The organism is Phyllobacterium sp. OV277, assembly GCF_900104355.1.
Taxonomy (GTDB): Bacteria; Pseudomonadota; Alphaproteobacteria; order Rhizobiales; family Rhizobiaceae; genus Phyllobacterium.
In genome coordinates this window covers 35,864-48,629 of record NZ_FNIY01000006.1, presented here as the reverse complement: position 1 = coordinate 48,629, position 12,766 = coordinate 35,864, and the positions used below count along the sequence as shown (strand labels likewise).

At 54.5% G+C, this 12,766-nt stretch carries 17 protein-coding genes; 10 read left to right on the top strand and 7 right to left on the bottom strand.

All coding sequences use genetic code 11. The features are described 5' to 3' along the window. Positions 1-35: 35 nt before the first annotated feature. The 4 genes from proC (at position 36) to BLU05_RS18780 (ending at position 2,388) form a co-directional block, all read left to right on the top strand. Complete coding sequence (gene proC, locus BLU05_RS18795) at positions 36-851, top strand: pyrroline-5-carboxylate reductase (protein WP_091883361.1); 816 nt, start codon at positions 36-38, stop codon at positions 849-851. 63 nt (positions 852-914) lie between these two features. Continuing rightward, the gene (locus BLU05_RS18790) at positions 915-1,721 is read left to right on the top strand and encodes an urease accessory protein UreD (protein ID WP_091883358.1); all 807 of its coding nucleotides are present in this window, start codon (positions 915-917) and stop codon (positions 1,719-1,721) included. 50 nt (positions 1,722-1,771) lie between these two features. Further along, a complete protein-coding gene (locus BLU05_RS18785; RefSeq protein WP_091883356.1) occupies positions 1,772-2,074 on the top strand; it encodes an urease subunit gamma in 303 nt (100 codons plus the stop codon). A gap of 8 nt (positions 2,075-2,082) precedes the next feature. Beyond that, positions 2,083-2,388, top strand: a complete 306-nt coding sequence (locus BLU05_RS18780) for an urease subunit beta (protein ID WP_091883353.1) — start codon at positions 2,083-2,085, stop codon at positions 2,386-2,388. Between the two features lie 104 nt (positions 2,389-2,492). Here the strand turns inward: BLU05_RS18780 and BLU05_RS18775 are convergent, their stop codons facing one another. Next, a complete protein-coding gene (locus BLU05_RS18775) occupies positions 2,493-2,876 on the bottom strand; it encodes a hypothetical protein (protein WP_175540666.1) in 384 nt (127 codons plus the stop codon). Positions 2,877-3,057: 181 nt separating this feature from the next. Between BLU05_RS18775 and ureC the strand changes: the two genes are divergently transcribed. The 4 genes from ureC to ureG are packed head-to-tail and all read left to right on the top strand — an operon-like array spanning position 3,058 to position 6,595. After that, positions 3,058-4,770 (top strand): urease subunit alpha, encoded by a 1,713-nt coding sequence (gene ureC, locus BLU05_RS18770; protein WP_091883348.1) that lies wholly within the window; start codon positions 3,058-3,060, stop codon positions 4,768-4,770. A 13-nt stretch (positions 4,771-4,783) separates the two neighbouring features. Next, positions 4,784-5,314: an urease accessory protein UreE gene (locus BLU05_RS18765; RefSeq protein WP_091883345.1), complete on the top strand. Its 531-nt coding sequence runs from the start codon at positions 4,784-4,786 to the stop codon at positions 5,312-5,314. Continuing rightward, on the top strand, positions 5,286-5,975 hold the full coding sequence (locus tag BLU05_RS18760; protein ID WP_175540665.1) for an urease accessory protein UreF: 690 nt from the start codon (positions 5,286-5,288) through the stop codon (positions 5,973-5,975). The genes BLU05_RS18765 and BLU05_RS18760 overlap by 29 nt, the downstream gene beginning before the upstream one ends. Beyond that, positions 5,972-6,595, top strand: a complete 624-nt coding sequence (ureG, locus tag BLU05_RS18755) for an urease accessory protein UreG (protein WP_091883340.1) — start codon at positions 5,972-5,974, stop codon at positions 6,593-6,595. The genes BLU05_RS18760 and ureG overlap by 4 nt, the downstream gene beginning before the upstream one ends. Here the strand turns inward: ureG and BLU05_RS18750 are convergent. From BLU05_RS18750 to BLU05_RS18740, 3 genes are all read right to left on the bottom strand, one after another. Continuing rightward, positions 6,592-7,611: an LLM class flavin-dependent oxidoreductase gene (locus BLU05_RS18750; protein ID WP_091883338.1), complete on the bottom strand. Its 1,020-nt coding sequence runs from the start codon at positions 7,609-7,611 to the stop codon at positions 6,592-6,594. The genes ureG and BLU05_RS18750 overlap by 4 nt on opposite strands. A 114-nt stretch (positions 7,612-7,725) precedes the next feature. Further along, positions 7,726-7,935, bottom strand: coding sequence for a hypothetical protein (locus BLU05_RS18745; protein ID WP_091883335.1), 210 nt, complete (start codon positions 7,933-7,935; stop codon positions 7,726-7,728). 338 nt (positions 7,936-8,273) lie between these two features. Next, positions 8,274-8,549: a hypothetical protein gene (locus BLU05_RS18740; protein ID WP_091883332.1), complete on the bottom strand. Its 276-nt coding sequence runs from the start codon at positions 8,547-8,549 to the stop codon at positions 8,274-8,276. A gap of 631 nt (positions 8,550-9,180) precedes the next feature. Between BLU05_RS18740 and BLU05_RS26280 the strand changes: the two genes are divergently transcribed. After that, positions 9,181-9,339 (top strand): hypothetical protein, encoded by a 159-nt coding sequence (locus BLU05_RS26280; RefSeq protein ID WP_175540664.1) that lies wholly within the window; start codon positions 9,181-9,183, stop codon positions 9,337-9,339. Positions 9,340-9,449: 110 nt separating this feature from the next. Here the strand turns inward: BLU05_RS26280 and BLU05_RS18730 are convergent, their stop codons facing one another. The 3 genes from BLU05_RS18730 to BLU05_RS18720 form a co-directional block, all read right to left on the bottom strand. Next, positions 9,450-10,715: a glycerate kinase type-2 family protein gene (locus BLU05_RS18730; RefSeq protein WP_091883327.1), complete on the bottom strand. Its 1,266-nt coding sequence runs from the start codon at positions 10,713-10,715 to the stop codon at positions 9,450-9,452. Then, positions 10,712-11,023 carry a Dabb family protein gene (locus tag BLU05_RS18725; RefSeq protein WP_091883324.1) on the bottom strand — a complete coding sequence of 104 codons (312 nt, stop codon included), beginning with the start codon at positions 11,021-11,023 and terminating at the stop codon, positions 10,712-10,714. Before BLU05_RS18725 ends, BLU05_RS18730 begins: the two co-directional genes overlap by 4 nt. An 89-nt stretch (positions 11,024-11,112) precedes the next feature. Further along, positions 11,113-12,408, bottom strand: coding sequence for an amidase (locus BLU05_RS18720; RefSeq protein WP_280139042.1), 1,296 nt, complete (start codon positions 12,406-12,408; stop codon positions 11,113-11,115). 196 nt (positions 12,409-12,604) lie between these two features. On the opposite strand from BLU05_RS18720, the gene BLU05_RS18715 reads away from it, so the two are divergent. Continuing rightward, entirely contained in the window at positions 12,605-12,748 is a 144-nt protein-coding gene (locus tag BLU05_RS18715; protein ID WP_091883320.1) for a DUF1127 domain-containing protein, read from the top strand. Positions 12,749-12,766 lie beyond the last annotated feature (18 nt).

Genomic DNA, 12,766 nt, shown 5'->3' with positions numbered 1-12,766 from the left:
ATCAAAGTGCCGCCACGTGATTTGGGAGAAGAAGAATGGTTGATAGCGTTGTTCTGGTTGGTTGCGGCAATATGGGTTTTGCCATGCTCAAGGGGTGGCTGGACGCGGGCATATTGAAGCCGGAACAGGTCCATGTCGTCGAGCCGACCGATGCTTTGCGGGACCGTGCAGCGACGCTTGGCGTCCACGCTGTCGCCGATGCGGCGTCGCTTGCCGCCGATCTTGAGCCTCGCGTGATCCTTGTTGCCGTTAAGCCGCAGGTGATGGGCGATGTTCTGCCTGCCTACAGGCGCTTTGCCGAACAGGCGACATTCGTCAGTGTTGCTGCGGGGATTACGGTGAATTTCTTCGAACAGCGCCTTGGTGGTCATACGGCCATTATTCGCACGATCCCCAACACACCAGCGGCCATTGGTAAGGGTATGATCGTCACCTTCCGTAATCCCAATGTTGGTGACAGCGATGCAGCCTTTGTGGATGCGCTTTTGAAAACCAGCGGAGCCGTTGCATCGGTGGACGATGAAAGCCTGATTGATGCGGTGACGGCTGTTTCCGGTTCCGGCCCGGCTTACGTGTTTCATTTCATCGAAGGTCTGACGGAAGCCGGGGTTGCCGCTGGCCTGACGCGCGAGATCGCAGGGCTTCTGGCGATGCAGACGGTTTACGGCGCGGGAGCGCTTGCAGCGGCCAGTTCCGATACACCAACAACGCTGCGCGAGCAGGTTACCAGTCCGAATGGGACGACGGCTGCGGCTTTGAACGTGCTGATGGGTGATAACAGGTTGAAGAACCTTCTGACTGAGGCCGTGCATGCGGCGCACCAGCGCGCCATTGAGCTTGGAAAAGTTTGAGCTTTCACAGCTCATCAGGCTGCGCTAGCGTGAGGTATGAACGCTCACCCGTCGCTTGATTTGATGTCTGAAGCCAAGCCGCAGCGCGCCTATGGGCATGCGCGGCTTGCCGTTAAAACCGTCAACGGCCGTACACGCATCGCAACGCTTTATCAGGAGGGTTGCGCAAAAATTCGTCTGCCTGACAGGGACGATAACACGCTGGAAGCCGTGATGATCAACACATCGGGCGGTCTTACCGGCGGCGATGAAATGCGCTGGCAGTTCGATGCGGGTAATGATTGCCATGCGCAGATAACCACACAAGCCTGCGAGCGCATCTACAAGGCTTCATCAGCCGTTGCCAATGTGGAGACGACGCTCTCAATCGGCGAGAACGCCAGCCTTGCCTGGCTGCCGCAAGAGACGATCCTGTTCGAACGGTCGGCTTTGAAACGGATACTAACGGCGCATCTTGCCGCAACAAGCCGAGCATTGATCGTTGAACCGGTGGTTTTTGGCCGTAAAGCCATGGGCGAAGACGTGCAGAGCTGCCTCTTCCGCGATCGCTGGCGTATTTACCGGCAAGACAAGCTTGTTCACGCAGAAGATTTTACGATTGGCCCTGATACGGCAACCGTGCTGGCTCGCCCTGCGCTTCTCGGTGGGATGCGCACAATGGCAACTATTCTACTGCTTGATCCTGATGCCGAACGTCATCTGGAGAGCACGCGAAAAATAATTGGCGAAAAAGGCGGGGCCTCCGTCTGGTCTGGCAAGCTTCTTGCGAGGCTGGTGGACGAGGATGCTTATTCCCTGCGGAAACGGCTGATACCGCTGATCGAACTGCTGAATCAAAAGGCAGGCGTGCCTAAAGTCTGGTCAATTTAGGATCGGATCTTAGTCACACATAACAAACATGGGATGGCCAAGAGGACAAAATGAATCTGACACTCCGTGAAAAAGACAAGCTCCTGATCTCCATGGCGGCTATGGTCGCTCGCCGCCGCCTTGAACGTGGCGTAAAGCTTAATCATCCCGAAGCCATTGCTCTGATTACCGATTTTGTCGTGGAAGGTGCGCGCGATGGCCGTTCTGTTGCCGACCTTATGGAAGCCGGAGCCCACGTCATCACCCGCGATCAGGTGATGGAAGGCATTCCTGAGATGATCCACGACATTCAGGTGGAAGCAACTTTTCCTGACGGGACCAAGCTCGTCACCGTGCATGAACCAATCCGTTAGGAGACGATATGATCCCGGGTGAAATCATCCCCGCCAAGGGCGAGATTGAACTGAACACAGGTGCGATCACCGTGACGTTGAAGGTCGCCAACACCGGGGACCGTCCCGTGCAGGTCGGCTCGCATTACCATTTCTTTGAAACCAACAACGCGCTGATTTTTGACCGCGCGCAGGCACGCGGCATGCGACTTGATATTGCCGCAGGGACTGCCGTGCGCTTCGAGCCGGGCCAAGAGCGTGACGTGACACTCGTCCCGCTCGGTGGCAACAGGATCGTTTACGGATTTCAGCAAAAGATCATGGGAAAGCTTTGACCAGTCAGCCTTCCCGGAAATCCAGCGAAGCAAACGACCGGCAAATTTCCGGTCGTTCCCGCTTGTTTAAAGCTGGATTGATGAGATCTTCCTATGCAGCGGGATTAGCTTGGCTTCTTGGTGACCAACGTCAGCAGACCTTTGGAATCAAGGCTCGCAACCACCACCGCAGCGGAAGTCAGCCCTTTTTCCTTCAACGCAGCCGAGACTTGCGGCGAGGCGTCGATCGAGGTGCGCAACTGCGTCATATCCTTATCGGTTCGTTTGGCCACGGCCTCATTAACCTGAGTTTTCGTCCCCTCGGGCAATTCGTTGATATCAACAATGTTGATCGTCTTGATGGGAACCGCGTCGGACTGTGCAGGCGTTTCGCCCTTGCTTGCCGGTTGCTGGGCACTTGGTGTGGCTGGCGCAGCGGTCTGGGCATAGGCGACCGAAGTTGCCAGCGGGAAACCGGCACAAAGGGCCAGAATCATCAGTTTTCGCATCGTTTTTCCTTTCAAATGATTGGCGAACGATCATCGCTTGATGATTGGTGTAGTTCACATGCCGAATTCGATCTCAAGCGGTCGATGATCGGGTTTTTTCGGGGCTATATCGCGGCAGAAATGTGGCGGTCACGGACGGCTCTAGCCCCATGCAAGACATACAGTTCAAGAGGGAAACATCATGCCCGCTAAAATCACCCGCTCCGCCTATGCCCGCATGTTTGGCCCAACCACGGGTGACAAGGTCCGCCTTGCCGATACGGAGCTATTTATCGAGGTGGAGAAAGATCTCACCGTCTATGGCGAAGAGGTGAAATTCGGCGGCGGCAAGGTTATTCGCGACGGTATGGGCCAGAGTCAGGTCGCACGGGCCGATGGTGCTGTTGATACCGTTATCACCAATGCTCTGATTGTCGATCACACAGGCATCTACAAGGCGGATGTCGGGCTCAAGGATGGAATGATCGCCGCCATCGGCAAGGCGGGTAATCCAGACACTCAGCCGGGTGTTACCATCATCATCGGTCCGGGCACGGAAATCATTGCCAGCGAGGGAAAAATTCTCACCGCTGGAGGCATGGACGCGCATATCCACTTTATTTGCCCACAGCAGATCGATGAAGCCTTGATGTCAGGTGTCACGACTATGTTTGGCGGCGGGACCGGTCCGGCGCATGGGACGCTGGCAACAACCTGTACGCCCGGCCCTTGGCATCTGGGGCGGATGATTCAGGCTTTTGATTCCATTCCGATGAATCTCGGCCTGTCAGGTAAAGGCAACACATCACAACCCAAGGCACTGGAAGAGATGATCCTTGGCGGCGCCTGTTCATTGAAGCTGCATGAGGACTGGGGGACGACCCCCGCTGCTATCGATAATTGCCTCACCGTGGCTGATCAGTTCGACGTGCAGGTGATGATCCATACGGATACACTGAACGAAAGCGGATTTGTTGAAGATACCGTTGCGGCATTCAAAGGCCGCACGATCCACGCTTTTCATACGGAAGGTGCGGGCGGCGGTCACGCGCCTGATATTATCAAGATTTGCGGCCTGCCGAATGTCATTCCATCATCAACCAATCCGACACGGCCATACACGAAGAATACCATTGCCGAACATTTGGACATGCTGATGGTTTGTCATCATTTGTCATCATCGATCCCGGAAGATGTGGCCTTTGCCGAAAGCCGTATCCGCAAGGAGACGATTGCCGCGGAAGACATTTTGCACGACATCGGTGCCTTTTCGATTATCTCGTCGGATAGTCAGGCCATGGGCCGTGTCGGCGAAGTTCTGATCCGCACATGGCAGACCGCCGACAAGATGAAACGTCAACGCGGAAGCCTGCCGCAGGAAACCGGCGACAATGATAATTTCCGCGTGAAACGTTATATCGCCAAATATACGATCAATCCGGCGATTGCGCAGGGTGTTTCAAGACATATCGGTTCGATTGAAGTGGGCAAACGCGCCGATCTGGTAATGTGGAATCCGGCCTTCTTCGGCGTCAAACCCGATATGGTGTTACTGGGCGGATCGATCGCCGCCGCGCCGATGGGTGATCCCAACGCGTCGATCCCGACGCCGCAGCCGGTGCACTATCGCCCCATGTTCGGCACCTTTGGCAAGAACGTCAGCAATTCGTCAGTTGTTTTTGTCAGCAAGGCCTCAATTGAAGCGGGCCTTCGCCAGTCTTTGGGCACAGACAAGCGGATGATCGGCGTCGAAAACACCCGCAGCGGCATTTCTAAGGCATCCATGATCCACAACGATGCCACGCCGCATGTGGAAGTTGACCCGGAAACCTATGAAGTGCGCGCGGATGGCGAACTTCTGACATGCGAACCGGCAACAGTGCTGCCCATGGCGCAGCGCTACTTCCTGTTCTGAGGAGAATGAACTCATGAAACGCGTTACAGGCCATAACCATGCCGGTCACTACCACGGCACACCATTTGACCAGATTGTCCTCGCCCATGACGAGCGGCATTTGCGCCGTAAGGTACTGACCCTGCAAAAGGGCGAACAGATACTCATCGATCTACCCGACCCCATTGCTTTCACCCATGGCGATGTCCTCATTCTGGAGGATGGGCGTATGGCCGAGATCATTGCGGCTGACGAGGTGCTGTATGAAGTCACCCCGCGCAACCGGCAGCATCTGACCGAACTGGCATGGCATCTGGGCAATCGTCATCTTCCCGCGCAACTGGAAGAAGACCGCATTGTCATCCTGCGCGATCATGTCATCAAGGCCATGCTCGAAGGCCTTGGAGCAAAGGTTGCCGAGATTGTCGCGCCATTCCATCCGCTGCGCGGTGCCTATCACAGCGGTCATGGCCATGCGCATGATGATGATGACCACGGACATGACCACCCCGATGGTAGTAGTCACGGGCATAGTCATGAGCATCATCACCATTCCCATGACTGATCTGAGTTCAAACACAGCGCTCTTGCGCCTGATGACCTGGCTGTCTCCGGCTTTTCCTGTCGGTGCGTTTTCTTACAGTCACGGTGTTGAAAGAGCGATCCATAATGGATTGATCCATGACAAGACTTCGCTGCAAAACTGGCTGAGCGATCTACTGCACCATGGCTCCATCTGGAATGACGCAGTGCTGTTTACCGCTAGTTGGCAGGAAGTAGCGCGAGACGGTGATTACGGGCACGTTTCGGCTCTTGGCGAAGCCATGGCGGGATCGAAAGAACGCCACATGGAAACCATGTTGCAAGGCAGCGCATTTCTGCAAGCCATAGCGCATTGGGATGCAGGCAGTTCAGAACCTGTCCATGAAATACCCTACCCCGTTGCGGTTGCAATCATCGCGGCACGTAATGGCGTTGGTCTGGAAGCCGGACTTGCAGCCTTCCTGCATGCGGTCATGTCCAACCTCATTCAAGGTGCCGTCAGGCTCATACCGCTTGGCCAAAGCCACGGTGTCGCGCTGATGGCAGCGTTTGAAAAACCAATCATCGCGGTTGCGCAACGCGCTGCCCTATCAAGCCTTGATGACCTCGGATCAGCGGCAATCCAGTCCGATATCATGGCCATGCAACATGAAACGCAATATTCGAGGATTTTCCGGTCATGATCTCGCAAAATGGACCACTTCGCGTCGGGATTGGCGGGCCTGTTGGTTCCGGCAAAACCACTGTCACCGAAATGCTCTGCAAGGCGATGCGCGACCGCTATTCGATCGCCGTTATAACCAATGACATCTACACCAAGGAGGATGCGCTGATCCTCAGCCGATTGCAGGCACTGCCCGAGGACCGGATCATGGGTGTGGAAACAGGCGGCTGTCCGCACACGGCCATCCGCGAGGACGCGACGATCAATCTGCAGGCAATAGCCGAGATGAACAAGCGCCACCCCGATCTCGACATTGTTTTCATTGAATCCGGCGGTGATAATCTGGCGGCAACTTTCTCACCCGATCTAGCTGATCTGACCATCTATGTCATTTCGGTCTGCCAAGGTGAAAAGATCCCGAGAAAAGGCGGCCCCGGTATTACCCGTTCGGATCTTTTGATCATCAACAAGAAGGATCTGGCACCCTATGTGGGTGCCGATCTCGATGTCATGGAGGCGGACACAAAGGTTCAACGCGGCGCAAAGCCTTACGTTTTCACCGATATGTTGCGACGCAATGGCCTTGATGAAGTGATCGCATTTATCGAAGCAGCCGGTGGCCTCAGAGAGGCCGCCTAGGCGCTCACTCTCGTGGCTTTTGCCTGACTATCAGCAATCATCGCATCTGCGAGAATTTCGTACGAGCGAATGCGCGCCTTGTGATCGAATATATGGCCTGTCACCATGATCTCATCGGCACCCGTGCGCTGGATGAACTCTTCGACGCCTGCCTTGACAGTAGAAGGTGAACCCGCGACCGTGCAGGACAATGATTGCCGTAAGATCGCCCGCGCGTGGAGATCAAGTGTCTCTTCATAGCCTTCGAGCGGTGCAGGCAAGGGCCCCGGATTGCCTGTCCGCAGATTGACAAAGGCTTGCTGCTGCGAACTTTTCAGCAAATTCGCTTGGGCATCCGTATCGGCTGCGAAGACGTTAAGTCCCAACATCACATAGGGTTTTGCCAGATACTCGGATGGTTCGAACCTTGCACGGTAAATCTCGACTGCCCTTTCCATTTCGGCCGGGGCAAAATGCGAGGCAAAGGCGTAAGGCAATCCCAGCGCCGCCGCGAGTTGCGCACCAAACAGACTTGAACCGAGTATCCACACGGGGACGTTAAGCCCGGCCCCCGGTACAGCCTGCACCTTCTGGCCCGGTTCCGGTTCGCGGAAATAGCTCAGGAGTTCAACGACATCCTGCGGAAAGCCATTGATGTCCTGTTCAAGATTACGGCGCAAGGCATGGGCGGTGATCTGGTCCGTACCGGGAGCGCGGCCAACGCCAAGATCAATCCGGCCTGGATGCAAGGCAGCAAGGGTACCAAAAGCTTCGGCCACCATCAGCGGCGCGTGATTGGGAAGCATGATACCACCCGCACCAAGGCGAATGGTCGATGTGCCAGCGGCAACATGCGCAATAACAACAGCCGTGGCGGCACTCGCGATGCCACGCATATTGTGATGCTCGGCGAGCCACAGTCGATTGTAGCCGAGCCGTTCGGCATTCTGTGCCAAATCCAGCGAGTTACGGAGTGATTGCGCGGGCGTGCTGCCAACGGGAACCGGCGAAAGGTCGAGAACTGAGAGCGGGGTCATTGCCTAGATATAGGCGCTCGGTCACCACGCGCAATGCATGGCAAACAATTCATGATTCACAAAATTTGAAGTTCTGTTCAATGGAAGAAATAGATAGGTCCGTGCAATTAACAATCAGTTCTTGAGAACACGTAATCCGGCAGCTTCGGCGCGTAATTCCATTCCCACAAGAGCACGCGTTTCCTGAGACAATTGTTCGTCAGACTCGCGGATGGCAGTTTCAATGAAATAAGCAATCATTTCAAATCCTTCACCATCGGCAATGGCACACAACTTCGAGAGTTCTGTTTTCAATACTTTCAGCGTCTGAACTCTCTTGTTCATGCTTCTCTCTCCAAGTCCCACGAGCGGCATTACTATTTTCTTTTTCTTTGAAACATTCACATTATTGCAGATAAAAATCCATGTTGCAGACGGCAGGATTAACAAATTCCGCCGCGCATTTGGTGGATATTTTTCCCGGTAGTTAATTGTTCTTGCAGATTATAATGAAAGTTTCCATCCGACATTAGTAGCAAAATACAACGCTTGGAAAGCCCCGAAGCGATCACAACTTTTGATATAAGTTTCTTGGTTTGATTCAAATTTACTTAAAATTCTATCGATCTATACACAACGCCATGAATGCATTCGCTTATTTAATTCCAGCGGTAGATTACCGGTCAAAGTCGCGAGATTTGCACGCGTGGTTTTCCGCAGATTTCTTTTGAACCAGACTTCACAGCCTTGTCGATTAGGCCGGATGCGAGGTCTGAAACCACTTCGACGGCAATATCTTCCGGCAAACCTGTTTCCGCCATCCCGGCCCGCATAACCTGCAGACTAGCATCGCTATCCGTTCCACAAATATAGGCTTGTGCTTCCAGCAGCGCAGCTTTCTCAAATTTTTTGTTGCTGATGTCATTGTTCTCCGATGGAGCAGCCATTTGGCCCTTCATGCTGAACGCTCCGGCGGGCTGAATTGATAACGCAGACGCCACAATTGCCGTTATAAGGACTGACGCAGATAATTTACGCATCTCTTTGGCCTCGATTGCGGAGGCCCGACAGCTCGATAAACGGCCTCTTCAGGATATGTTAACGAATCAGACAGCGTAGAAGTTCCCCGCCAGCTCTCAACAGGCTGTGATGCGGACGTGATAATTGAACGCGTTTATGCTGCATTGCACCAGACGCAATGCTGCTATGCAATATTATCTATATTAAATCAGACTAATGGAGTTATTCTTAGATCAGGAATTTTCGACAGCGTCACCTCCTCCCGGCTCTGTCGAAACGGTCGGTCTCTTCTCCTCCCAGAAGACCTTCCATAACCAACGAAACCCACCGCACCTCCTCCCGCGGTGGGTTTTGTTGTTTCCAGCCTCCCCTCCGAAGAGCCCACAAACTTTACGCATCAACAAAAACACCGCCCCAAGCATCATCTGCATTGGAACGGTGTTTGAAATAGCAACCCGGATATTGCCCGTTTCAGCCGATTACTGAACGGCGTTCTGTGCACCGGGCGTTTCCGGAACCTTCGACGGCGTGGCCTTCTGGGTCAAAGATTTGGGTGGTGGAACAAAATGCGTGTCCTTTGCCGGCGACATGGCAGAAGCTTGCGGTTTTGAACTCTTGCTCGTGCCTGTGCTTGTGGCTGTGCTTGTATTGCAGGCCGTCAAGACCATTAGGGACAAGATAGCCATGGGTAATGCAATGCGCATACGACGTTCCTTCGTTTACATGTGAGAGCCGCCCAAGCGACATTTAAGACAATCGCAGAGCGTTGACCACCCAATCATGGCGATTGCGGGCCAAATAAAGCGTTAGCCTTGTCCTTGAAAAAGGCGCGTGGCTTTCTACCGGATAAGGATTGCCCTGAGATCATTGACATTGGTCCCTGTTGGTCCGGGCACATAGAGATCATCAATGGCGTTGAATGCCGACCATGCATCATTGCCATTGAGATAGGCCGACGCATCAAGTCCCTTTGTCAATAGCCGCGCTATGCTGCTGCTGTCAGCAAAAGCGCCGGCATTGTCTTCCGAGCCATCAATGCCATCCGTGTCGGCGGCAAAAGCGGTGATCCCATCATAGCCATCAATATCAATGGCCAGCGACAGCAGAAATTCACTATTGCGCCCACCTTTGCCTTTGCCACGAACCGTGACCGTCGTTTCACCTCCGGAAAGAATGACGACAGGTCTGGAGAAGGGCTGGTTTTTGCTCAATACCTGCTTGGCCAAAGCCGAATGCACATGGGCCACTTCCCGCGCCTCACCTTCAATTGCATCGGAAAGCACAACGGCTTCAACACCAAGCGCGCGCGCAGCTTTGGCCGATGCCTCGAGTGAAACGCCAGCTGATGCGATGACCCGGTGCTCATGCGTGGCAAATTCCGTATCGGAGGGTTTTGGCGCGTCAGCGGCTGGCGATTGCAAATGCTTCAAGGCAGCGCCCGGCAGATCGAGATTATAGCGTTCGACAATGCGCAATGCGTCTTCACGGGTTGTTTCGTCAGCAACTGTCGGGCCGGAAGCAACAAAGGCGGGATTATCGCCCGGTATATCGGAAACAATCAGCGAGAACACCCGCGCGGGATAGGCCGCAGCGGCGAGCCTTCCGCCCTTGATGGTGGAAAGATGCTTGCGCACCGCATTCATCGCGGAAATTGGCGCCCCTGAGGCAAGCAGTGCTTTGTTGACGGCAATCTCATCATCAAGCGTCATGCCATCAGGTGGTGATGGCAACAATGCCGAGCCGCCGCCCGAAATCAGCGCCACGACCAGATCATCCGCGCTCAAGCCCGAGACCGTTTCAAGCAGACGCTTTGAGGCGATCAACCCAGCCGCATCCGGCACCGGATGGGACGCTTCGATTATCTCAATGTGCTCACACGGCGCACCAAAACCGTAGCGTGTAACAACCACACCTTCGAGCGGGCCATCCCACACCTTTTCAAACGCGCTGGCCATTTGCGCAGACCCTTTGCCTGCTCCAACCACTATGGTGCGGCCCTTGGGCTTGGCGGGCAAATGCGCGGCGATCGTGTGTTGCGGGTCAGCAGCCTCAACAGCAGCCTGAAACAGCTTTATGAAAAATTCCTTGTCCTGCATTCGCTTCACATATCCAGATCAAAAACAAAAACACCCTCAACCCCAGCTACAGCAGAGGCAACGATACGCCCGCCGATGGCTCTGTGCTCCGCATCCTCAAGATAGGTGTCACGGGCAACCGCATCGGCAAAATCGATTATGAAGCCCTCCGAATAGCCTTTGTCCATGCCCGCTTCCGGACTGACGTTTGGCCGGGCCACGAACGACAATACTCCCGGCAGTTTGCCACAGAGATTTTCAAGATTGCTATATATCTGTTGTCGATCAGAAGCGGGGAATTCGTCGCGAAAACGAATGAAAACACAATGGCGGATCACGGGAGTTTCCTATTGGTCGAATGGTCGAGGCGCATCCTGACGGGATTACCGGAAATTGCGAGTGCTAATTCTGCTTCTCCCGAAATATCCTAGCCAAGCAATCGCTCGACAGACATGGCCATCGATAAAAGTCTGGCATCGGCACCATGGCGCGCAAACAGCATCAAGCCAGCAGGCAATGCCAGATCGGGCATGGGAAGGCTGATAGCCGTCAGATCGAATTGATTGGCGATCTGTGGATTGCGCAGGAACAGGCCTTCTGTCTGTTTGTAGAATTCATCATCCTCGACAACCGAGGCGATCAAAGGAGCTGTGATCGGCGCTGTGGGCATGGCGAGAAAATCATAGGACGCAATGAACCCATCCATCTTGCGCATCAGGTCGCGCCGCTTTTGCATGAGCTCGATATAGTCCGCTTCCAATACAGCCAAGCGCCGTAACAAGGGTTTCTGAACACGCGGGTCGACATCGAGCCCCGTATCATTAAGCCAATCAGCGTGAACACGGCTGGCCTCTATGCCTGCGATTGAACCAACCGATGTGGCTTCGGCCATTTCGCGGATCAGATCATCCAGTGTGCATTCAACCAGAATAGCACCTGATTTTTCGCAAAGTTGCAGACTGCGTTCGAAGGCCTTGGCGATTTCAGGTTCCGTTGCATCAAGAACCACTCCCCGTGGCACGGCTATGCGCAAACCAGTCAAAGATACGGCTTCGGGAAGGACTATATCCTCACCCGCCATAACCGCGTCCGCCAGAGCGCAATCGGCAACAGAACGCGCCAAAGGGCCAATGGAATCAAGACTTAGTGATAAAGGGAACGCACCCTCTAGCGGCACTCTCTTTGCGGTGGGTTTGAAACCCACGACGCCGTTGAGTGATGCCGGAATACGAATGGACCCGCCCGTGTCCGAACCAATCGCAATGTCGCTTGTACCATCGGCCGCGGAAATGCCCGCGCCAGTCGATGACCCACCGGCAACGCGACTGGCATCAACGGCGTTTCCCGCAACCTTGTAATGTGGATTGAGCCCGACAGCTGTGAAGGCGAATTCCGTCATGATGGTTTTGCCTGGGATGACCGCACCGGCCTTGCGCAGACGCTCAACAATCAGTGCATCCTTGACCGCTACTGGTCTATTGCGGCGCATGATCGAACCGGCGAGCGTAGTTTCCCCCGCCACATCGAACAGATCCTTGATTGAAACGATCTTGCCGTCCAACGGCCCAAGCAGGCGCCCGTCGCGCGCACGCCGGTCCGAAGCATCTGCCTCCTTGCGCGCAGTATCGGGGTAGAGTTTTACAAACGCATGCCCGCCGCCAGCGGCAATGGTTGCCAAGCTTTGCTCCAGTTTATCGCGTGCAGATCCAGTTGACCGGGACAATGGCATCTCCCCTCAGAAAACATGACTTGCCATGTCTATAACGCGGCGGGCACGAAAATCAAAAGAAGGCTACCGGGACCGGTAATATTGCTATGCAGCATGATCATTGCTGCTATGCAACATTGGCAATTTTCAAGACAGCCAACGCACCGCACTATTTCCCCGGGAGGGCAACCATAAATAAGGGGAATACCAAATGAGCCTTCGCAATCGCATCCAAAAATGGCGCCAGTACCGTCAGAATCTGCACGAACTCCGGCTGTGCACCGATCGCAATCTTGCTGATCTTGGCATTGCACGCTCGGACATCCGCCACGTCGCATGGCAAGCCTGCAGTTAAGCAATCATCCGTATTTTT

What these genes read in the sequence shown, in the direction of transcription:
- proC (WP_091883361.1), top strand. Translation starts at nt 36, where the DNA reads ATGGTTGATAGCGTTGTTCTGGTTGGTTGCGGCAATATGGGTTTTGCC.
- BLU05_RS18790 (WP_091883358.1), top strand. Translation starts at nt 915, where the DNA reads ATGTCTGAAGCCAAGCCGCAGCGCGCCTATGGGCATGCGCGGCTTGCC.
- BLU05_RS18785 (WP_091883356.1), top strand. Translation starts at nt 1,772, where the DNA reads ATGAATCTGACACTCCGTGAAAAAGACAAGCTCCTGATCTCCATGGCG.
- BLU05_RS18780 (WP_091883353.1), top strand. Translation starts at nt 2,083, where the DNA reads ATGATCCCGGGTGAAATCATCCCCGCCAAGGGCGAGATTGAACTGAAC.
- BLU05_RS18775 (WP_175540666.1), bottom strand. Translation starts at nt 2,876, where the DNA reads ATGCGAAAACTGATGATTCTGGCCCTTTGTGCCGGTTTCCCGCTGGCA.
- ureC (WP_091883348.1), top strand. Translation starts at nt 3,058, where the DNA reads ATGCCCGCTAAAATCACCCGCTCCGCCTATGCCCGCATGTTTGGCCCA.
- BLU05_RS18765 (WP_091883345.1), top strand. Translation starts at nt 4,784, where the DNA reads ATGAAACGCGTTACAGGCCATAACCATGCCGGTCACTACCACGGCACA.
- BLU05_RS18760 (WP_175540665.1), top strand. Translation starts at nt 5,286, where the DNA reads ATGAGCATCATCACCATTCCCATGACTGATCTGAGTTCAAACACAGCG.
- ureG (WP_091883340.1), top strand. Translation starts at nt 5,972, where the DNA reads ATGATCTCGCAAAATGGACCACTTCGCGTCGGGATTGGCGGGCCTGTT.
- BLU05_RS18750 (WP_091883338.1), bottom strand. Translation starts at nt 7,611, where the DNA reads ATGACCCCGCTCTCAGTTCTCGACCTTTCGCCGGTTCCCGTTGGCAGC.
- BLU05_RS18745 (WP_091883335.1), bottom strand. Translation starts at nt 7,935, where the DNA reads ATGAACAAGAGAGTTCAGACGCTGAAAGTATTGAAAACAGAACTCTCG.
- BLU05_RS18740 (WP_091883332.1), bottom strand. Translation starts at nt 8,549, where the DNA reads ATGAAGGGCCAAATGGCTGCTCCATCGGAGAACAATGACATCAGCAAC.
- BLU05_RS18715 (WP_091883320.1), top strand. Translation starts at nt 12,605, where the DNA reads ATGAGCCTTCGCAATCGCATCCAAAAATGGCGCCAGTACCGTCAGAAT.